The sequence below is a fragment of the Massilia atriviolacea genome, assembly GCF_003953935.1.
GTDB lineage: Bacteria > Pseudomonadota > Gammaproteobacteria > Burkholderiales > Burkholderiaceae_D > Telluria_A > Telluria_A atriviolacea.
The window spans coordinates 258,594-278,843 of record NZ_RXLQ01000010.1 but is presented as its reverse complement, the minus strand read 5'-3'; the positions used below and the strand labels follow the sequence as shown (position 1 = coordinate 278,843).

24 protein-coding genes are annotated in these 20,250 nt (G+C 63.6%); 15 read left to right on the top strand and 9 right to left on the bottom strand.

Annotated features, from left to right (window positions below):
* Positions 1–1,030: GTP pyrophosphokinase (locus EJB06_RS20205; RefSeq protein WP_164557975.1), on the bottom strand; the 1,030-nt coding region annotated here is incomplete at its 3' end.
* 161 nt (positions 1,031–1,191) lie between these two features.
* On the bottom strand, positions 1,192–1,830 hold the full coding sequence (locus tag EJB06_RS20200) for a class I SAM-dependent rRNA methyltransferase (protein ID WP_126075809.1): 639 nt from the start codon (positions 1,828–1,830) through the stop codon (positions 1,192–1,194).
* A 123-nt stretch (positions 1,831–1,953) separates the two neighbouring features.
* Between EJB06_RS20200 and EJB06_RS20195 the strand changes: the two genes are divergently transcribed.
* The 3 genes from EJB06_RS20195 (at position 1,954) to EJB06_RS20185 (ending at position 4,321) form a co-directional block, all read left to right on the top strand.
* Positions 1,954–2,547, top strand: coding sequence for a TetR/AcrR family transcriptional regulator (locus EJB06_RS20195; RefSeq protein WP_126075808.1), 594 nt, complete (start codon positions 1,954–1,956; stop codon positions 2,545–2,547).
* A complete protein-coding gene (locus tag EJB06_RS20190; protein ID WP_126075807.1) occupies positions 2,540–3,430 on the top strand; it encodes an alpha/beta hydrolase family protein in 891 nt (296 codons plus the stop codon). The genes EJB06_RS20195 and EJB06_RS20190 overlap by 8 nt, the downstream gene beginning before the upstream one ends.
* Before the next feature lie 117 nt (positions 3,431–3,547).
* Positions 3,548–4,321 carry a head GIN domain-containing protein gene (locus EJB06_RS20185; protein WP_126075806.1) on the top strand — a complete coding sequence of 258 codons (774 nt, stop codon included), beginning with the start codon at positions 3,548–3,550 and terminating at the stop codon, positions 4,319–4,321.
* Positions 4,322–4,324: 3 nt separating this feature from the next.
* Here the strand turns inward: EJB06_RS20185 and EJB06_RS20180 are convergent, their stop codons facing one another.
* From EJB06_RS20180 to purU, 6 genes are all read right to left on the bottom strand, one after another.
* On the bottom strand, positions 4,325–6,604 hold the full coding sequence (locus EJB06_RS20180) for a TonB-dependent receptor (protein ID WP_229427171.1): 2,280 nt from the start codon (positions 6,602–6,604) through the stop codon (positions 4,325–4,327).
* Between the two features lie 9 nt (positions 6,605–6,613).
* Positions 6,614–7,075 (bottom strand): YcnI family protein, encoded by a 462-nt coding sequence (locus EJB06_RS20175; RefSeq protein ID WP_126075805.1) that lies wholly within the window; start codon positions 7,073–7,075, stop codon positions 6,614–6,616.
* A gap of 31 nt (positions 7,076–7,106) precedes the next feature.
* On the bottom strand, positions 7,107–7,568 hold the full coding sequence (locus EJB06_RS20170; RefSeq protein WP_126075804.1) for a copper chaperone PCu(A)C: 462 nt from the start codon (positions 7,566–7,568) through the stop codon (positions 7,107–7,109).
* 94 nt (positions 7,569–7,662) lie between these two features.
* A complete protein-coding gene (locus EJB06_RS20165; RefSeq protein ID WP_126075803.1) occupies positions 7,663–8,064 on the bottom strand; it encodes a DUF2946 domain-containing protein in 402 nt (133 codons plus the stop codon).
* A 190-nt stretch (positions 8,065–8,254) separates the two neighbouring features.
* Positions 8,255–8,797 (bottom strand): YaeQ family protein, encoded by a 543-nt coding sequence (locus tag EJB06_RS20160; RefSeq protein WP_126075802.1) that lies wholly within the window; start codon positions 8,795–8,797, stop codon positions 8,255–8,257.
* A gap of 41 nt (positions 8,798–8,838) precedes the next feature.
* Positions 8,839–9,708, bottom strand: a complete 870-nt coding sequence (gene purU, locus EJB06_RS20155) for a formyltetrahydrofolate deformylase (protein ID WP_126075801.1) — start codon at positions 9,706–9,708, stop codon at positions 8,839–8,841.
* 139 nt (positions 9,709–9,847) lie between these two features.
* On the opposite strand from purU, the gene EJB06_RS20150 reads away from it, so the two are divergent.
* From EJB06_RS20150 to cydX, 11 genes are all read left to right on the top strand, one after another.
* The gene (locus EJB06_RS20150; RefSeq protein ID WP_126075800.1) at positions 9,848–10,879 is read left to right on the top strand and encodes an NADP-dependent oxidoreductase; all 1,032 of its coding nucleotides are present in this window, start codon (positions 9,848–9,850) and stop codon (positions 10,877–10,879) included.
* A gap of 209 nt (positions 10,880–11,088) precedes the next feature.
* The gene (locus tag EJB06_RS20145; RefSeq protein ID WP_126075799.1) at positions 11,089–11,325 is read left to right on the top strand and encodes a phasin family protein; all 237 of its coding nucleotides are present in this window, start codon (positions 11,089–11,091) and stop codon (positions 11,323–11,325) included.
* Between the two features lie 34 nt (positions 11,326–11,359).
* A complete protein-coding gene (locus EJB06_RS20140; RefSeq protein WP_126075798.1) occupies positions 11,360–11,914 on the top strand; it encodes a hemerythrin domain-containing protein in 555 nt (184 codons plus the stop codon).
* Positions 11,915–12,040: 126 nt separating this feature from the next.
* On the top strand, positions 12,041–12,439 hold the full coding sequence (locus EJB06_RS20135; RefSeq protein WP_126075797.1) for a KGG domain-containing protein: 399 nt from the start codon (positions 12,041–12,043) through the stop codon (positions 12,437–12,439).
* 387 nt (positions 12,440–12,826) lie between these two features.
* Positions 12,827–13,840 carry an alpha/beta fold hydrolase gene (locus EJB06_RS20130; RefSeq protein ID WP_126075796.1) on the top strand — a complete coding sequence of 338 codons (1,014 nt, stop codon included), beginning with the start codon at positions 12,827–12,829 and terminating at the stop codon, positions 13,838–13,840.
* 52 nt (positions 13,841–13,892) lie between these two features.
* Complete coding sequence (locus EJB06_RS20125; protein WP_126075795.1) at positions 13,893–14,681, top strand: nucleotidyltransferase domain-containing protein; 789 nt, start codon at positions 13,893–13,895, stop codon at positions 14,679–14,681.
* A gap of 488 nt (positions 14,682–15,169) precedes the next feature.
* Complete coding sequence (locus EJB06_RS20120; protein ID WP_126075794.1) at positions 15,170–15,784, top strand: GbsR/MarR family transcriptional regulator; 615 nt, start codon at positions 15,170–15,172, stop codon at positions 15,782–15,784.
* A gap of 1 nt (position 15,785) precedes the next feature.
* The gene (gene cydP / locus EJB06_RS20115; RefSeq protein ID WP_126075793.1) at positions 15,786–15,992 is read left to right on the top strand and encodes a cytochrome oxidase putative small subunit CydP; all 207 of its coding nucleotides are present in this window, start codon (positions 15,786–15,788) and stop codon (positions 15,990–15,992) included.
* A complete protein-coding gene (locus EJB06_RS20110) occupies positions 15,989–17,566 on the top strand; it encodes a cytochrome ubiquinol oxidase subunit I (protein WP_126075792.1) in 1,578 nt (525 codons plus the stop codon). The genes cydP and EJB06_RS20110 overlap by 4 nt, the downstream gene beginning before the upstream one ends.
* Positions 17,563–18,705: a cytochrome d ubiquinol oxidase subunit II gene (gene cydB, locus EJB06_RS20105; RefSeq protein WP_126075791.1), complete on the top strand. Its 1,143-nt coding sequence runs from the start codon at positions 17,563–17,565 to the stop codon at positions 18,703–18,705. Before EJB06_RS20110 ends, cydB begins: the two co-directional genes overlap by 4 nt.
* Positions 18,706–18,714: 9 nt before the next feature.
* Positions 18,715–18,873: a cytochrome bd-I oxidase subunit CydX gene (cydX, locus tag EJB06_RS20100; protein WP_126075790.1), complete on the top strand. Its 159-nt coding sequence runs from the start codon at positions 18,715–18,717 to the stop codon at positions 18,871–18,873.
* 59 nt (positions 18,874–18,932) lie between these two features.
* On the opposite strand, the gene EJB06_RS20095 is transcribed toward cydX, so the two are convergent.
* Positions 18,933–19,541: a hypothetical protein gene (locus EJB06_RS20095; RefSeq protein ID WP_126075789.1), complete on the bottom strand. Its 609-nt coding sequence runs from the start codon at positions 19,539–19,541 to the stop codon at positions 18,933–18,935.
* A 191-nt stretch (positions 19,542–19,732) separates the two neighbouring features.
* On the opposite strand from EJB06_RS20095, the gene EJB06_RS20090 reads away from it, so the two are divergent.
* Positions 19,733–20,239, top strand: coding sequence for a YgjP-like metallopeptidase domain-containing protein (locus EJB06_RS20090; RefSeq protein WP_126075788.1), 507 nt, complete (start codon positions 19,733–19,735; stop codon positions 20,237–20,239).
* Positions 20,240–20,250 lie beyond the last annotated feature (11 nt).

Here is a 20,250-nt window from a genome sequence, read left to right as displayed (position 1 = left end):
CTATCGTGGTGTCCGAAATTACTTGACCACAGCAAGTAGCCTCACCGTACCGTTCTGAAAGCAAACCATAAGTCTCTGGACTCATGCCCTGCCAACGTTTCATCCACGCTTGAGAAAAATAGCGCTCCATATCGGTAAAAAGCATCGCCCGTCGAAAGGTCCCAACGACTGTTGTCGATGGAACGTGCCGCATCAGAGCAGCTAGAAAATCTGCAGTCAACAGGTGCTTGATGCCACTGACGGTGTCAACACCGAATAGCTTAAGCTCTCCTATCACATCTTCCACAACGGTGGATTTGGCTGAAAATTGCCCCGTGGCAATAGGTAGATCTATTCCAGACTTCAAATACTCTAAAAGGCTCAGAGACGTCAACTCCTCTTCCCCTAGAGAACCTGATTTCGCACTTTGTTGAACCCGCTTGGTGTACTCATCTACCTCGTACGCCAAGAGACCAAATTCCCCGTCTGCCAGTTCTAGAACACCAGCCAGTAGATTGAGACGCCTTCGTATAACGGACGGTAGTTCGCCAGAAAATTTGTAGCTCCTATCATGTTCAATTTCTGCCCACGCATGCTGCAGAACAGTCCGAACCTGTACTTCAAATGTCAAGCCTTTGAACGGTGCCAACTCTGGAAGTGCAATCCGTGCGTCCCCCAATTCGCAAACGAAATGAACAGATCGATATCCAAACCTATCATCACTAAGTTCCTCGGATTTATCGACGCTTTTGTCAGTGTGAACAAGAAACGCTGTTCCAACCAATTCAGCCGCGCGCGTGACATCAGACTCAATGTACGTAATGACACGAATGCCAGCAATATCAGTCATCTCGGAGAGATCGGCATAATCCTTGCGAGTAACCTTTTCTATCACGCTCTCAAGGGTCTTAGTGCGATGTGATACAGCAAGAAAGTCCACTTTTCGCGACCGTAAAAGTGCAGACAACGTTGTTGCCGCGATCTCGGCCAAGGAACTAAAGACCGGACGCTGTTCATGATACCGCTCAGCTACTTCTGTTTCATTTGACATATTGGCTTCTCTCGTTAAACGACGTCGCTGAGCAGATGACTTTAGGGCCCGAGCGGGTGTTCGAGGTGCGTTCATCAACGACCGCTCTTAGCCACTAGTTGACATTAGGGAACTTATGCGCATGCAAGTGTTGCGGTCGCCCGGAGACTGACCGCGAGACATCAACGAAACTTGTACCGCTCCCCCGTCTTCAAATCCAGCGCAAACTTCACCCCATTCTCGCTCACCGGCACTTCATCGGGCGGCTCATCCCCCGCCAGCGCGCCTTCGACGAACGCCAGCCCTTCGCCCTTGCGCACCAGTTCATCGGCGCGCTCGTACACATTGCGGCAGCCCGTCTCCGCGATCAAGGCCTGCACGATCGGCACCTTCCACGCATCCGCGCCCGCGGCCTGGAATTCGCAGATCAGATAGCCCTCCTTGCCGCCGTACTGCTCCACCAGCAAACCCGGCAACTGATCCGCCTCGGCGTTGACCAGCTTGACCACCTGGTCCGGGCGCGCCTTCTTCGCCGCCGCCGCGCTCCTGGCCAGCGCCGCTTTCACGCGCCGTTTGATCAGCGCATGGTCGACCGGCTCGCCCTCGTCGAAGGTCCACACCCGCGCGCGGATCTGCGACTTCGAATTGTAGGCCGCGCGCGCCAGGAATTTGGTGGACGACGACTGCACGATGGCCGTGCCGCCCGCCTTCATTTTTTCGTTCGGCTTGCCGTCGACTTTGTCGATCGCGGACGCGTAAATCCAGGGCTCGCCCGCGAGAAGGCTCTTTTCCTTGCCCTGTTTGATGGTGATGATCAGCATGTTGTTCCAGTGAAAATGCATTGCAATGCCACATGATACCGCCTGCCCCCCATTTAGAGCCCCTGCGCTAGCCCACAAAAATTTTTCTTGCGCCTAGACCGATCAGTCTATAGGATGAATTGCATGAAACCCACAGATGCCAAACAGCGCCTCATCGGCGCCATGATCGACGCCCTGCAACGCCGTGGCCTGCACGGCAGCGGCCTGACCGAACTGCTGGCCGCCGCCGACGCGCCCAAAGGCGTGCTCTACCACCACTTCCCGGGCGGCAAGACCGAACTCGCGGTGGCCGCCATCGAGGTGACCATTGCGCGCCTGTGCGACAGCATGGAAGCGAGCCTGGCCGCCAGCGGCGACCCCGGCGCGGCGCTGATGGTCTGGATTAACGGCGCCCAGAAGCGGCTCGACGCCAGCCACTACGAACGCGGCTGCCCGCTGGCCACCATCGCGCTGGAAACCACCGCCGACGACGTGGCGATCCGCGCCGCGCTGGCCAGGGGCTTCGCGGCGCTGCGCGAGCGCATCGCCGCCGGTTTGATCAAGGCCGGCTACGACGCGGCCAGCGCCCACGCCACGGCGGCGCTGATCCTGGCCGCCTACGAGGGCGGCCTGCTGCAGGCGCGCGTGGACGGCACGCCCGAACCGATGGCCCTGGTCAGCGCTGCCCTGCTCACCTACCTGAAACTGCAGCGCCCCAAGGAGCCCGATCATGAGTAAGCCCGCCGATGCCGAATCGCTGACCCTGACCACCGCCGACGGCTACCGGATCGCGGCGCTGCGCTACCCCGCCGCCGGCGCCACGCGCGGCCATCTGGTGGTAGCCGGCGCCACCGGCGTGCCGCAGGGCTTCTACCGCCGCTTCGCGCAGTACGCCAGCAGCTGCGGCTACACCGTGATGACGCTCGACTATCGCGGCATCGGCCTGTCCAAGCCGGCCTCGCTCAGGGGCTTCCGCATGGATTACCTGGACTGGGGCCGCCAGGACCTGGCGGCCGCCGTCGACGCCATGAGCGTGCCCGGACTGCCTTTATATATGGTGGGGCACTCCTACGGCGGCCATGCCTTCGGCCTGCTGCCCAACCACGACAAGGTGGACGGCCTGTACACCTTCGCCACCGGCGCCGGCTGGCATGGCTGGATGCCGCCGGCCGAGCGCCTGCGCGTGCTGCTCATGTGGCGCGTGGTCGGCCCGGTCATCGTGCGCATCAAAGGCTACCTGGCCTGGAACTGGATGGGCATGGGCGAAGACCTGCCGATCGATGTGTACCGCCAGTGGAAGCGCTGGTGCACCTTTCCGCGCTATTTTTTCCAGGACCCGGCGATGACGCACATCGCCGCCTCGTACGAGAGCGTGCGCAGTCCGATCATGGCCTGCAACGCGCTCGACGACCTGTGGGCGCGCCCGCCCTCGCGCAATGCCTTCATGTCGGCCTACCGCAACGCCGGCTGGCAGTCGACCGACATCGACCCGCGCCAGGCCGGCCTGGGCGCCATCGGCCACATGGGCTATTTCAAGGCCCACTGCAAGCCGCTGTGGGAAGGTGCGCTGGGCTGGCTGGAGCAGCACGGACGGATTCGCCCGGCCGCTCCATCGCGCTAGATTGCAGCCTGTCCGGCGCGCGCTGCAGTCTGTCGCAAACGGCGCGCCGCGCATCGCCCGCTTGCCTACTATGCCGATCAGGAACACCGTCCGATCATTTATATAGAGGAAGCCGCCATGACCCCAGCACCGACATCCCGTTTCGCCCTGCGCCACCTCGTCCTGGCCGCCGTCATCGCGTGCGCGCTGCCCGCCAGCCAGGCGGCCGGCAGCTGGTTCGGGGGCGAAAAAGTCCAGGGCAGCACCATCATCAAGCGCCAGGCGCGCGCGCTGGGCCACTTCAGCGGCGTGGGCGTAAGCCTGCCGGCCAGGGTGGAAGTGCGCATCGGCGAGACCGAAGGCGTCACCATCGAAGCCGACGACAACCTGCTGCCGCTGATCGAAGCGGTGATCGAAGACGGCACGCTGCAGCTGCGCCCCAGCAAGCGCAACCTCAGTCTTCAGTCGCGCAACATCAAGATCGTGGTGCAGGCCAGGAAGATCGATCACCTGGCCATGGGCGGCTCGGGCAGCATCGAGTCCGACACCCTGCGCGGCGACAAGGTCACCCTCAACGTCGGCGGATCGGGCAGCGTCGTGCTCAAGGGGATCGAGGCCGATCACGCCGTGATTGCGGTCGGCGGCAGCGGCAGCCTGTCGAGCGGCCCCGGCACGCTGAGCAATGCCTCGATCTCGATCGGCGGTTCGGGCGACGTCGACCTCGGCAAGGTCAGGACGCGCGACGCAAAAATCAGCGTGGCCGGCTCCGGCGAAGCGACCGTGTGGGCCAGCGCCAGCATCAACGCCTCGATTGCCGGCTCGGGCGACGTCAAATACTACGGCGACCCGAAGGTGAGCAAGTCGGTGGCCGGTTCCGGCACCACCCGCCGCATCGGCGACGCCCCGCGCTGACCATTACAGGTCGAAGCGCAGTTCCGCCACCGCCGTGCGCTGGGTGTACGGATGGAAGGCCCAGTAGCGCGCGTTGTTCACATTGTCGATCCCGAGCGCCGCGCTCCACTGCTTGTCGATCCTGTAGCGCAGGCGCAGGTCGGCCACCAGGTAGTCGGACACGCCCATGTAGGTGGCGCCGTTCGGATCGGTGTTATCCAGCGTGCCGTATTGCCTGCCGCTGTAGCGCACGCCCACGCTGCCGACCCAGTCCTGCCCCAGGTGGTAGGTCGTCAGCAGGTTGGCGCGCCATTGCGGCACGCGCGGCTGGCGTTTGCCGACGCTGGCCGCAAAGCCGCGATTGCGCACGATGGCCGAATCGGCGTAGGTCAGGCTGCTGTTGATGGTCAGGCCGTGCACCAGCACATCGTCGCCCTGCCATGCCATTTCCAGGCCGTTGGTGCGGATCTTGTCCACGTTCTGGACCGTGTTCACAAGGCCGGTCAGCGGCTGCGAGTACAGCGCGTCGCGCGTGGTTTCGTGGAACAGGGTGGCGCGCAGCGAGGTATCGCCGCTCATCCGTTCGGCGGTCAGCTCGCCGGTCCACGAACGCTCGGCGCGCAGCTTGGGGTCGCGGTTGACGATCTGCTGGTCGACGATCGATCCCTGGAACAGTTCCGCCGCCGTCGGATTGCGCACCGCGCGCCCGCTTGACGCCTTGAGCGCCCACTCGTCGCTGGCCTGCCACGCCAGCGCCGCCTTGGGCGACCAGCTGGTCTCGCTGCGCTCGCCGAACGGCAGCGGCGCGACCGAGGCCGCGTTCGATACTTCGCCGCCGTACGCGCGCCAGCGCTCCATGCGCATGCCGAGGGTGGTCTTCCACGCGGGCGCAAAGCGCCAGGTGTCTTGCGCGTACAGGCTTTGCAGGCGCGTATTGCCGTTGAAGGTCGAGACGGTGGCGCCGTCGCCCGCGTTAATCCAGTCGCTGGCCGAGAACACGCGCGTGCGCAGGGCCGCGCTCTCGCTCTGCGCGCCCATGTCCACAATGTGGGCCGGCGACGGGCGCCAGATGCCCTTGAGCGCCAGCGTGGTCCAGCCGCTGCCTTCCATGTCGGTCACGTTGCCGCGCCCCGCCTGGCCGATGCCGGCGACCGGCACCGTCGGCGTGCGCACCAGGTCCTTGGCATAGTCGTATCTGCTGGCCGCGACTTCCCAGTCCCACACGCCCTTGCTGTGCTGCTTGAGCGAGAAACCGTGCATCAGGTGTTCCAGCTTGCCGATGGTGGGCGCCAGATCCGACGGCTTGAGTTCATAGCGCTTGCCGCCCATGTTGATGAAGCCGTTGGCATCGCCACGGTAGACCGGTGCGCCGCTGGCGTCGCGCAGGTAGGTCTCGGCGGCGCGATGGGCGTCGTTGCCCCACCAGCCCAAGGTGTAGCTGGCGCGCAGCACCGGCGACACATCGTAGGCCAGCTTGATCTTGGCGTGGTCCTGCACCGTGTGCGACTGGCCGGTGGTGCCGATGATCAGCCAATCCTTGTTGGCCGAATTCCGGTCCGCCACCGCGCCGCTCACCGGCAGGCCGGCCGCGCTGTTCACGCCCGTCGACACCAGCTTGTTGGCGAACACGATCGGCTGGCCGCGGCTGTCCAGGCGCGACACATCGACCCACCACGACCACGCGCCCTGGCGCTTGCCGACCGAGGCGCTGCCCTGCCCTCCGCCGTAGCGGTCGTCGGTCGCGTACTGGCGATAACGCTGGCTGAAGGCGGACAGCTTCACGTGCGCTTCCAGACGGGTCGGCATGCGGGTCTGGAAGTCGACCACGGCGCCGGCCGAATTGCCCGGATAGGCGGCCGAAAACGGGCCGTACAGCACGTCGACGCGCTCGATTTCCTCCGGCGAGACCATGCCCCAGCGCGGGGTAAAGGTGGCGCCGTTGCCGAGCAGGTTGGACAGCAGGATGCCGTCGGCGTACACCAGCGAACGCGCGCTGTTGCCGGTGCCGGACGCGCGGCTGGCCAGCACCGCGTGGTCGTAGTCGCCGATGTAGCGCTTGCGCACATTCAGGCTGGGGAAGTATTTGAGCGCGTCTTCGCTGTCGGTGGCGTTGATGCGCTGCTCCACCTGCGCGCCGCTGATGCTCTCGATGGTGGTCGGGATCTGGGTCGGCAGCGAGCTGGGACGCCCGCCGTTGACGGTCACCACCGGCAGCCGGTCCGGCGTGTGGGTGGCCTGCGCCACGCTGGCGGTACAGGCGAGCAGGATCCCCAGCGCCGGCGCGCTGCTCATAAACGTGTTCATGGCGGCTCCTTAGTGGTGGGGCGCGCCGGCGGCGGCGGGAACGATCTCGATCCACGGCGCCGGCGAGGCAAGCCTGGCGCCGCTGGCGTCGGGAAGCGCATCCCAGTCGAGGCGTCCCTGCTCGCACAGCTGCGCGACCTTGAAGTAGTGCTTGCCGACGCTGGCGGGCAGCTTGACCTGCATGACGAATTCGTCGTAGTGGGCGTCCGCCAGCGGGCCGCCTTTCCAGGTGACCTGGTTGGACGTGGTGGCGAGCGCCCAGCCGGTCTTGGGCATGGGCTTGGCGCCGTTGAAGCCGTCCGGCAGGGTCACCGTCAGCGTGTGGGTCGGGCTGCCCTTGCAGCCGTGGCCGACGCGGAAGGTCAGTTTTTGGTACGCGCCGGCAGCGGCGCTGGTTTGTTCGAGCGTCACGTGGGCGTGCGCAAGCGGCGCGGCAAGCGCCGCGCAGGCGAAGAGAAGGCGAATGTGCATGATGGTTTCCGAAGAAGGTATTGCGTCAGGTTCAGTGGGCAGCGTGCGCACCGGCTTGGCCGACAAAATTGAGCGGCTTGACGGGAACCTCGACGGTCATCGATTCGCGTTGCTTGTTCGGGTGTTCGAAGGTCAGTGTGAGCGGCACGGTGTCGCCCGCCTTGAGCTGGCGTTTCAGGTCGATCAGCATGAGGTGGTAGCCGCCCGAGGCCAGCTTGACGGCCTTGCCGGCCGGGAGGTCGATGGCGTCGACCTGCGCCATTTTCATCTGGTCGCCCTTCATTTCCATCTTGTGCATTTCGACGGTGCCGGCCACCGGGGAGCTGGCGCCGACCAGGCGCGCATCCCTGGCCGACTGCAGCTGCATGAAGGCGCCGCTGGTTTTCTGGACCGGCACGGTGGCGCGCGCCCAGGGGGCGTCGACCTTGACCTGGGCGAAGGCGGAGGAAGCGAGCGCGCACAGGGCGATCAGCGTAGCGATATTCTTTTTCATGGTGGTTCTCTCTGTCAGGTTCTGGGGACGTGGGCCTGCCGTGCAGGCGCGCACTGTCGCAAAGGGGCGGCGCGCAGGGCGCCGCAAGAACGAATCAGAGAACCGCGGGAGGGCCGCGCGGCGGGGCGGCGCTGAGCGCGAGCAGCGGCTGCGGCGCGCGGTAGAACAGGAAGGGACGCAGCGCGTGGCCGCCGAGGATGGCCAGGCCGGTGACCTGGTTCGGCATCAGCGAATAGGTTCCGGCGTGCGGCAGGCAGTAGCCGCAATCTTGCATCATGCCCGCTTCGGAATGCTTGTACTGGTCGGCGACGAAGTTGATGGCGTCGACGGCTGGCGCGGCGCGGGTGCCGGAATCGGTGAAGCAGATGTCGGCGCCGGGCACGACGGTGCGGGCCGCCGCCACCGCGTGCGAAATCGAGGGAGCGAGCACGTTCATCAGGATCGCGAAACATGCGATCCAGATTTGCAGGCGCCAGGTGGTCGACTTCATATTCATGCGATGAATTATATCGCAGCGATGCTGCGTTTGGGGCAATACCTCGGACGGCAAAAGGACTAGGTCCCGTACCGAATTCGGCGTTTGGATGTTACAGCCAAAGCTGCAAAAACGCTTGAACCACCCGCCGCCGACGCCTACCCCGAGGCGCCGCGAACGAGCCGGGCGCAGCAGGCCGGAATGACGGTGCTTAGCGCACCGCCTTGAAATCCTCGCGCTCGATCAGCACCGTGTTGGTGCTGTCGGTCAGGTAGATCTGGCCGTCCTGGATCGTGCACTGCAACTGCATGTTACGCTGCGCCAGCGCTTCGAGCTGCGCGCTGGCCTCGGCCGGGATGTTAATCACGGTCAGGTTCTTGGCGCGATCGAGCTTGTTGGCGATCTGCTTGTACCAGATATGGCTGGTGGCGCTGTAGCTGTACACGATCACGCGCTCGCTGCGGCCGCACGCCTTCATCAGGCGCTTGTCGTCCGGCTGCCCGACTTCGATCCACAGCTCGATCGCGCCGGTCAGGTCCTTTTGCCACAGGTCCGGTTCGTCGGTATCGAACAGGCCCTTGGTAAAGGTCAGCGATTCGCTCGCGTGGATCGCAAACGCGAGCAGGCGGATCATCATCCGTTCGTCGGTCTCCGAGGGATGCCGGGCCAGGGTCAGGATATGTTCCTGATAATAGTTGCGGTCCATGTCCGCAATCTGCAGCTCTGCCTTGTAAATTGTCGCTTTAAGTGCCATCGATACGCCTGCCTTTAACTTCTTTGTTGAACTTCTCTGATTTATTTGAAGACGACCGTCTTGTCGCCGTTTTGCAGGATGCGGTGCTCCACGAACCACTTGACGGCGCGCGCCAGCACCACGCATTCCACGTCGCGCCCGATGGCGCTGAGGGTGTCCGCATCCATCGCGTGATCGACCCGTTCCACGTCCTGCTCGATGATCGGGCCTTCGTCGAGGTCGCCGGTGACGAAGTGCGCGGTGGCGCCGATCAGCTTCACGCCGCGGTGGTGCGCCTGCGCATACGGCTTGGCGCCCTTGAAACTGGGCAGGAAGGAATGGTGGATATTGATCGCCTTGCCGCGCATCGCCTCGCACAAGGCCGGCGACAGGATCTGCATGTAGCGCGCCAGCACCACCAGGTCGATCTTGTGCGCGTGCATCAGTTCGAGCACGCGCGCTTCCTGCGCCTGCTTGGCCGCCGCATCGGCACCGATTGCCAGCGGCAAGTGGTGGAAGGGAATGTTGTAACTGGCCGCCAGCTGGTAAAAGTCCATGTGGTTCGAGACGATGGCCGGAATGTCCACCGGCAGCAGGCCGCTCTTGTAGCGGAACAGCAAATCGTTCAGGCAATGCCCGATTTTCGACACCATCAGCATCACGCGCGGTTTGGCGTGGGCGTCATGCAACTGCCCGAGCATGCCCATCTGCGTGCACAGGGCCTCGAAATCGGCGCGCAGCACCGCGTCGCCGACGGCGCCCTCTTCCAGCGCAAAATGGACGCGCATGAAAAACAGCTTCGATTCGGCATCGCCGAACTGGGCCGAATCGATGATGTTGCAGCCATGTTCGGCGAGAAAGCCCGACACACGGTGCACGATGCCGCGCTGATCGAGGCAGGACAGGGTCAAAATGTATTCTGGATGCGTCATGGTCGTATAGTCATTGGCGTGGGAACTGCGAACCTTGTATTGTCGCATGCGTCAGGGAAAATCGCCCCAACACAAAAAAGCACGCCCGTGCAGAATTGCGGTATAGTAGGTAGATCACCACTTCAATCAAGGACTCGCCATGACGACTACCGCACTGATGAACCAGCAGTTCCGCCTCGCCGCCCGCCCTGTCGGGATGCCGAAACGCAGCGACTGGGAAGAGATTACCGAAGCAGTGCGCGAGATCGGCGATGGCGAGATCGTCGTCAAGGTCCTCTACCTGTCGCTCGACCCGGCCATGCGCGGCTGGATGAACGAAGGCAAGTCCTACATCCGTCCGGTCGCCATCGGCGAAACCATGCGCGCCGCCGGCGTGGGCGTGGTGGTCGCCTCCCAATCGGACAAGTTTGCCGTCGGCGACACCGTCTCCGGCGCCACCGGCGTACAGCAATACTGGGCCGGCGCAGCCGACGACAAGCACGCCAACTTCTACAAGATCTTCCCGGCCATGGCGCCGCTGACGACCTGGCTCAACACCCTGGGCATGCCCGGCATGACCGGCTACTTCGGCCTGATCGAATCGGGCCAGCCGAAGGCCGGCGAGACGGTGGTGGTATCGGGCGCGGCCGGCGCGGTCGGCATGACGGTCGGCCAGGTCGCCAAGCAGCTCGGCTGCCGCGTGGTCGGCATTGCCGGCGGCAAGGAAAAATGCGATTTCGTGGTCAATGAGCTGGGCTTCGACGCCTGCATCGACTACAAGAACAGCGCGGTCAAGGATGGCCTCAAAGAACATTGCCCGAACGGCGTGGACGTCTACTTCGACAACGTGGGCGGCGACATCCTCGACACCGTGCTCACGCGCATCAACCTGCGCGCCCGCATCGTCATCTGCGGCGCCATCTCGCAGTACAACAACACCACCCCGGTCAAGGGTCCGGCCAACTACCTGTCGCTGCTGGTGAACCGCGCGCGCATGGAAGGCATCGTCGTGTTCGACTACGCCGACCGCTACCACCAGGGCGTGGCCGCCATGGCCAAGTGGATGCAGGAAGGCACCTTCAAAAGCCGCGAAGACGTGGTCGACGGCCTCGACAATTTCCCGGAAGCGCTGTTGATGCTGTTCGAAGGCAAAAACTTCGGCAAGCTGGTGCTCAAGGTGGCGGACGCCTAAGCCGCCCATCCCGCCTCCCTTCATCTGATCTGACCCACCGGGCCGCCCGTTCGCGGCGGCCTTGCCCCCCTTCCCGCTTGACCTAACGCGCCTTCGCGCAAAGTTCATGGAACTTTGGCGCGCCTTGTCACGTCTATCCCATGCCAATACGACGCACGGCCGCCTGAACGCGGCGGCGTCCTTCCCCATGTTCTACGACAAGGAATGTCATGCCAAGCTATCCGAACAGACCACCGATGCGCTCGCCGTTCGACACGCAGGTCGATTTTCTCACCGGGGTGGCGAGCACGGGCCTCGATGCGCTGCGCAGGCTGAGCGCGCTCAATCTGCAGCTGGCGCGGCAACTCAATGACGACGGCATCGACGCCCTGCGCGCGCTGATGGCCTTCGGCGCCCGCGCGGCCGGGGCGGCACCCGGCGCGCCGGCATCCCATCGGCCGGCGTAAGCGCCGGCCAACAGACCACCCACGGAGTTCACCCATGTCCAACCACGGTAAGCCAAAAAGCGGCGCGGCGATCGGCGCGCTCGCATTGCTGAAAGCCGACCATGACAAGGTCAAAAGCCTTTTTCTCGCATTCGACAGCCTGCGCGAGAACGACGACGAGGACGAACGCAAGTTCGAGCTGGTCGACGAGATCTGCTACGAACTGACCTTGCACTCGATGATCGAGGAAGACATCTTCTATCCCATGCTGCGCTCGGTCATCGACGACGGCGAGTTGATGGACGAAGCCGACGTCGACCACGTCGGCATGCGCGACCTGATCGGCCGGCTCGACGTGATGTATCCGGGCGACGACCATGTCGCCGCCACGGTCACGGTGCTGGGCGAAGAAATGCGCCGCCACATCGCGCGGGAAGAGCGCGACATGTTCGACGCCGCGCTGGAGTCGGGCATCGACCTCGACGACCTGGGCGAGCGGCTGGCGGCGCGCAAGGACCAGCTGGACGACGACCTGACGGCGCCGCCGCCCCCGATCGACGCGATGGACCGGCACGACGGCGCGCGCCGCATGCCGCGCCCACCCGACTAAGAGCCTATCTCAATAAGCCGCGCTCCGCATCGCGCGGGAACTATTGAATTGGGCACCTCTCTAACCCACAAACCCGGTAACGCGCGAGAGCGGGGTTCCTATATCCAGGCAAACAAGGAGAACGACATGGCAACAAGTAAGGAAAGCGGAGGCAACAAGAACAGTACGTCCGGCGGCAACGCGCAAAAGAGCGGGAGCGGCAGCGCTCCCGCCAAGCGCGGTTTCGCGGCGATGGACCAGAACCAGCAGCGCGAAATTGCCAGCAAGGGCGGCCAGGCAGCCCACCAGAAGGGAACGGCGCACGAATTCGATTCCGAAGAAGCGCGGCGGGCCGGGCAAAAAGGGGGCGAAGCGGTAAGCCGCAACCGCGAGCACATGGCGGACATCGGCCGCAAGGGTGGCGAGAGCCGGCAATCGGCGGCGCGCGCTGCCGCTGCCGCCAACAATGCCGATGGCGCCGCCGGCGCCGCCGCCAAGGGATCGCGCCAGGGCAGCAAGGAAAAAGCCAGGGACAAGACGGAGTGATGGCAAGTGGTGCCGGCGGCATGCGGGCACCACCTGCCATCAACGGCGATGGCATATCCGCGGATGTGAACCGGAAGTTCATATCCTGCGCATGTGCGCGTGACAGCGTGCTGACAATTGACTGCGGCAATGCGATGGTCAGCCGGCTCCGTTCGCGCGCTACAACCGCGACTGCGCTGGCGTGCATCCATGCAGTCATCCACGCCGCGCCGGCGCGCGCCGCGTGCCGCGTGCATATGATGCATACGCCAACGGCGCCAATGCCGGCAAGGCGCGCTTTGAAGCCGATCCGGCGCCGCACCTCCTCAAGCGGCAAAAACTGATCTATCATGCAACTCCGGAAGCCGCAGCCGACGGCATCCCCACCCAACCAGAAAGACGTTCGCCATGTCACGTGCCGCCTTGCGTTTCTCCCTGTCCGCCATCGCCGCAGCATGCTGCGCTTCCAGCTTCGCCCAGGCTCCCGCCGAGGGCGATACCCAGCGCGCTTTCTCGCACCCCAACCAGATGGTCGACATCGGCGGGCGGCGCCTGAACCTGTACTGCAGCGGATCGGGAGCGAACACGGTCATCTTCGATTCGCCGTCCGGCATGGGTGGCTGGGTCTGGTACAAGGTCCAGCCGGAGGTGGCAAAACACACGCGCGCCTGTGTCTTCGACCGCGCCGGCATGGGCTTCAGCGACCCGTCGCCGCGTCCGAACACCTCGCACAACGTCGTGGAAGACTTGCACATAGCACTCGGCAAGGCCGGCATCGCGCCGCCCTACGTCCTGGTCGGCAATTCCTTCGGCGGCGCCAATGTGCAGTTGTTTACCTACCGCTATCCGGGCCAGGTCGCTGGGCTGGTACTGGTCGAGGGCCAGCATGAAGATGAAATCGACCGCATCGATGCCGTCTCGAAGGGCAAGTTCAAGGAAATGAATGCGGCCGGGGCCGAATACGCCAAAGCCTGCGAGGCCCAGGCCGAAAAAGGCTTCGTTCCCGGCAGCGAACTGTTCACCAACTGCACGGGCGGCTTCCAGCCGCAATTCGGGCGCGCCCTGAATGCCGCCTATTTGGCCTCGCTCGTCTCGCCGGCGTACTGGCGCGCGCGCAATGCCGAGGAAAACGCCTTCGAAGAAAGCGGCGCCCAGTTGCGCGCGGTGCGCAAGCCCTTCGGCGACCTGCCGCTGATGGTGCTCACGCGCAGCGTGTCGCCGTATGCCATTCCCGGCAAGCCGCAAAGCGCGCTGAACAAGGCAACGGAAAAGGAGAACTTCACGATTCACCAGGAGATGGCGGCCCTGTCCACGCGCAGCACGCACCGGGTGGTGCCGGGTGCGGGCCACCTTATCCAGGCCGACCAGCCGCAGGCGGTGGTCAGGGCGGTACTCGACGTCCTGGCGCAAATCAAGCCATAATGCCGCAGCATGCAGGCGCGCCGATTCCGCCTGCGCAAGACAAGGAAACCGCATGATCCCAGACGAGGTAAGGACCGAGATAATGGCGCGCCTGGCGCGCACCGAGCGCGAGGAAGGCGTGCGCATTATCCTGGCGATCGAATCGGGCAGCCGCGCCTGGGGCTTTGCCTCGCCCAACAGCGATTACGACGTGCGCTTCATTTACATGCGTCCGGCCGACTGGTATCTGGCGGTCGATCTGGAAGAGCGGCGCGACGTGATCGAATACCCGATCGTCGACGATATCGACCTCAATGGCTGGGACTTGCGCAAGGCGCTGCGCCTGCTGTGGAAAACCAATCCGGCGATGGTGGAATGGATCCAGTCGCCGATTTCGTATATCGAGCAAGGCGGCTTTGGCGCCGGTGCGCGCGAACTGCTGCCGGCCCTGTATTCGCCGGAGCGCGGGATTTATCATTATCGCAGCATGGCCAAGACCAATTATGGCGACCATTTGCGCGCCGCGCAGGTGCCGCTCAAAAAATACTTTTATGTGCTGCGCGCGCTGCTCTCGGTGCACTGGATCGAGCGCTATGGCACGGCGGCGCCGATCGAATTCCACAAGCTGCTGCATTTGCTCGACGGGCGTGCGGATCTGCTGGCGCGGATCGACGCGCTGCTGGTGCAGAAGCGCGCGTCGCCCGAACTTGGCTTATCCGCCCCGATCATGCTTCTCAACGACTTCATCGAGCAGGAACTGGCCCGGCTGGAAACGGTACAAGCGCTGCCGGCGCCACGCACCCAGCCCCTGCCCGCGCTGAACGCCCTCTTCCACGCCGTCCTGCGCGAACACCAGGGCTGACTCCGCCCCGCGCGGCCGCTTACCTGTCCAGTTCGTGTCCACCCCGGTGCCAGGTCTGACATTCGGACACGGCCTCATCCTTTACAGCCAGTCACATCACGAGTCTGACTGCTCTGCAGGGGTCCTTCTGCGTGCTCAGTTCGTGTCCGAATGTCAGACCTGGCACCGAAGTGGACATTTACAGCCAGTCACATCACGAGTCTGACAGCTCTGCAGGGGTCCGTCTGCGTGCTCAGTTCGTGTCCGAATGTCAGACCTGGCACCGAAGTGGACACGGACTCATCCTTTATAACTAGCAGCATCATGCGCCTGCCAGCCCGCAGGCGGCCGCTTGCCTGCCCAGTTCGTATCCGAATGTCAGACCTGGCACCGGGGTGGACACGAACTGGACGGCGGCGGTCTGTTGAGGCCTTCCCTGCACGTAATTCGTAAACCTCCTATAATTTCAGTAATTCCTGAAAATTCAATACTTCCAAAGACCTATAGACATGACCAATCTCACTCCCCTTGCCCAGAAATTCATCCTGCATTTCGGCGAAATGGGCAGCCGCTGGGGCATCAACCGGACCGTCGGGCAGATCTACGCCCTGCTGTACGTCCTGGCCAAGCCGCTCAATGCCGATGAAATCGCCGAACACCTGCAGTTTTCGCGCTCGAATGTGTCGATGGGCCTCAAGGAGCTGCAATCCTGGCGCCTGGTCAAGCTGCTGCACCAGCCGGGCGACCGCCGCGAATACTTCGAGCCGCCCAAGGATATCTGGGACATCTTCAAGGCCCTGCTCGAGGAACGCCGCCGCCGCGAAGTCGAACCGACCCTGTCGATGCTGCGCGACGCCCTGCTCGAAACGCCGGCCACCGACGCCGACCGCGTCGCCCAGGAACGCATGCGCGAGATGTACAACCTGATCGAACTATCGAGCTCCTGGTTCGACGACGTGCAGCGCCTCTCGCCCGAAACCCTCACCTCGCTGATGAAGATGGGCTCCACCGTCAAGACCCTGCTCAACGTCGGCGACACCGTGCGCGGCACCTTCCGCAAGAAGCGCGCCCCCGAAACGGCAGCCGCCGCCGAACCGGGCGACGACAGCGCCAAAGGCGATTAGGATGCGCGCCCTTCTCCACCGTCTCCCGTTCGCGCTGGCGATCACGCTGGTGCTGGTTTTGAAGGTCGTCATCCTGTTCATGCTGTACAAAGCCTTCTTTTCCACGCCCCAGGTTAAAAAAATGCGCATGCCGACCGCGCAGGTGGAACAGCACCTGCTCGCTACGCCCCGCTTGCCCCCACCTCCTCCCGCCAAGGCCACGCCATGAGTCCCATCGACGATGTTGTCACCCTGTCGCGCTTGCAGTTCGCCGCGACCGCCATGTATCACTTCCTGTTCGTTCCCCTCACCCTGGGCCTGTCGTGGATCCTGGTGATCATGGAATCGGTCTACGTCATGACCGGCCGCGAAATCTACCGCGACATGACCAAGTTCTGGGGCAAGCTGTTCGGGATTAACTTCGCCATGGGCGTCACCACCGGTATCACCCTCGAATTCCAGTTCGGGACCAACTGGGCCTACTACTCGCACTACGTGGGCGATATCTTCGGCACCCCGCTGGCGATCGAGGGCATGATGGCCTTCTTCCTCGAATCGACCTTCGTCGGCCTGTTCTTCTTCGGCTGGTCGCGCCTGTCGAAGGTGCAGCACCTCGGCGTGACCTTCCTGGTGGCCCTCGGATCGAGCCTGTCGGCCCTGTGGATCCTGATCGCCAACGGCTGGATGAACAATCCGGTCGGCGCCGAATTCAACTTCGAAACCATGCGCATGGAACTGGTCAGCATGTCGGAGGTGTTCCTCAATCCGGTCGCCCAGGTCAAGTTCGTCCACACCGTGGCCGCCGGCTACGTGACCGCGTCGATGTTCGTATTGGGCGTGTCGGCCTTTTACCTGCTCAAGGCGCGCGACGTGCCCTTCGCCCTGCGTTCGTTCGCGATCGCGGCCGGCTTCGGCCTGGCCTCGACCCTGTCGGTGATCGTGCTGGGCGACGAATCGGGCTACACCGCCGGTGAAGTCAACAAGGTCAAGCTGGCCGCCATCGAAGCCGAATGGGAAACCGAACCCGCACCGGCCGGCATTACCCTCATCGGCTTGCCCAACGACGCCGAGGAACGCACAGATTACGCGGTCAAGATCCCATACGTGCTGGGACTGATCGCGACCCGTTCGGTCGATACCCAGGTGATCGGGATCAAGGACCTGAAGAAGCTGCACGAGACGCGCATCCGCAACGGCATGCTGTCGTACGCGGCCCTGACGCGCCTGAAAAGCGGCGACAAGTCGCCCGAAGCGCGCGCCGAGTTCCTGCGCCTGCGGGACGACCTGGGCTACGGCCTGCTGCTCAAAAAGTACACCCCGCGCGTGATCGACGCCACCGAAGCGCAGATCAGGATGGCCGTCAACGACACGGTGCCGAAAGTCGCGCCGCTGTTCTGGTCCTTCCGCATCATGGTCGGACTGGGGATGCTGTTCCTGTTCATCTTCAGCGCCTCGTTCTATTTCCTGATCCGCAAGCGCCTGGCGCAGCAGCGCTGGCTGCTGAAACTGGCCGTGTTCTCGATCCCGCTGCCGTGGGTGGCGGCGGAACTGGGCTGGGTGGTGGCCGAATACGGCCGCCAGCCGTGGACCATCGCCGGCATCCTGCCGACCCATCTGTCGGCGTCGACCCTGCAGGCATCGAACCTGTATTTCAGCCTGGCCGGCTTCATCGCCTTCTACACGCTGCTGCTGGTGATCGAGATGGGTCTGATGATCAAGTACACGCGCCTGGGACCGAGCGCCCTGCATACGGGTAAATATCACTGGGAACAGGGCCAGCAAGCCCATAAGGAGGCCGTATGATCTTCGACTACGATACGCTCAAGGTGATCTGGTGGTGCTTCGTCGGCATCCTGCTGATCGGCTTCGCGCTGACCAACGGCTTCGACTTCGGGGTCGGCATGTGGCTGCCCTTCCTCGGCAAGGACGACATGGAACGGCGCGTCATCATCAACGTCATCGGTCCGACCTGGGAAGGCAACCAGACCTGGTTCATCGCCGCCGGCGGCGCCATGTTCGCGGCCTGGCCGCTGGTGTACGCGGCCGCCTTCTCCGGTTTCTACGTGGCGCTGATGCTGCTGCTCTTCGCGCTGTTCTTCCGGCCGGTCGGCTTCGACTACCGCAGCAAGCTGGCCGACACGCGCTGGCGCAACGCCTGGGACTGGGGCCTGTTCACCGGAGGCTTCGTGCCGCCGCTGATCTTCGGCATCGCCTTCGGCAACCTGCTGCAGGGCGTGCCCTTCCACTACGACGACACCATGCGCATGGAGTACACCGGCAGCTTCCTCGGCCTGTTCAATCCCTTCGGCCTGCTGGCCGGCGTGCTGGGGGTGTCGATGCTGGCGATGCATGGCGCCACCTATCTGTATCAAAAGACCGACGACGTCATCGCCGCCCGCGCACGCAAGGCGGCCATGGCGGCCGGCGTGGTGACGCTCGCCGCCTTCGGCGCCGCCGGGGCGTGGGTCGCGCTGGGGATGGATGGCTTCCGCATCGTCTCGATGCCGCCGGTCGATTCGGCCTTCATGCCGACCGCCAAAGTGGTCGAGCGCGGCGTCGGCGCGTGGATGGACAATTACACGCGCTGGCCGCTGACCATCGCCTTCCCGGTCCTGGGCCTGCTCGGCGCGGCGCTGGCGGTGCTCCTGTGCGCGGCGCGCCGCAGCCTGCCGGCGTTCTTGGCCAGCGGCGTGTCGGTCGCCTCGATCCTGCTGACGGCCGGCGCGGCCATGTTCCCCTTCATCATGCCATCCTCGCTGGCGCCCGGCAGCGGCCTGACCGCATGGGACGCGGTGGCCAGCCACAAGAGCCTGGGCGTGATGTTCTGGGTGATCGTGGTGATGCTGCCGATCGTGGTGATGTACACCAGCTGGGTCTATTCGATCATGCGCGGCAAGGTCACCGCCGCCCACATCCGCGAAAACGAACACGAATCTTACTAGGAGCAGACCATGTGGTATTTTGCCTGGATTTTGGGAATCGGCCTCGCCCTCTCGGCCGCCATCATCAACGTGATGTGGCTGGAGGCGAATTACGCGTTCGGCCTGCGCGACGAGGATGTCACGCGGGCCAGCTTCGAAGAGGCGAACAAGGAGAATCGCCTGCTGTGAGCCGGCAAGCGACGCGGCTGCGGCGAGCGACTGGCGTCGGTCGCCGCAGCGCTGCGGCCTTAAGCCGACACGCCGGTCGAAGCCGCGCTGAAGATAATCAGCAGCCAGAGGATGATACCGGCCGCCATCCACACATAGTTGGCCGTGGTCAGGCGGTTATTGCGCGCGCCTTCCGGATCGCCGCAGCTCTTGTTGATGTAGGCCTGGGCGCTACGCAGGCTGTAGCAAATACCGGCCAGCAGGCCGATCGTCACCAGCGAGCCGAGAACCTGGCCGAAGATGGTCGTGATCACGCCGTTGGCCAGGTTGGTGATGACCAGCATCACGACCAGCCAGGTGGCATGGGCACCGACATTCCAGCCGAGCGGGCGCTGCTTCGCCTCGGCGTGCTGATCGACATTGCGGAACAGCGAGTGGATGAAGAAAATCGCAAAAATGGCGCGCGGAACCGGCCAGATATCGCTATCGGCCGCATTCTGCAGCTGGCACTGCTTCTTGTAGTTGGCCCAGTTCTTGTAGAACCAGTAGTACAGGTACAAGGTGAAGGTCAAGATGAACATCAGCGTAAACTTGCGCTGCGAGACGACGTAGAAGCTGTCGTCGGATCCGGCGGCAACCGGCGTCTTGCTCATGTCCGCTTGCGGCGGGGCGTAAAGATTGTCTGTCATATAATTCTTTCAGGAAAAGTTGCACAATCATAACAGGACTTTTCGCCGAATGCCTAAGCAAAAAAGCATTATTTGTTGTTTTTATGAATAGATTGGAATCGATTGCAGCTTGCCGTCCGCAGCCAGGGCGTGCTGGCCGCCCATGCAATGCGGGTGAATCGGCACAGGGCCGCGTATGGTAAAGTGCTGCCATGCAACCCCTTAAATACCTGAGCGCCTATTCCGAACAGACGCAGGCGCAAGTGAGCCAGCTGCTCGCGCAAAACAAGCTCGGCGACGTCCTCAAGCAGCGCTATCCGGCCGCGCACGAGGTGCGCACCGACAGGGCGCTGTACGACTACGTGCAGGACCTCAAGACCGAATTCCTGCGCAACGCCGACCCGATCAACAAGGTCGTGTTCGACAGCAAGCTGCACGTGATCCAGCACGCGCTCGGCCTGCACACTTTCATCTCGCGCGTGCAGGGCAACAAGCTCAAGGCCAAGCACGAGATCCGCGTGGCCACCGTGTTCAAGGACACGCCGATCGAATTCCTGCGCATGATCGCCGTGCACGAGCTGGCCCACGTCAAGGAAAAGCAGCACGACAAGGCTTTCTACAAGCTGTGCTGCTACATGGAACCGAACTACCACCAGTACGAATTCGACCTGAGGCTGTACCTGACCCAGCTCGAGGTATCGGGCCAGCGCCTCTGGTGAGGCATCCCGCG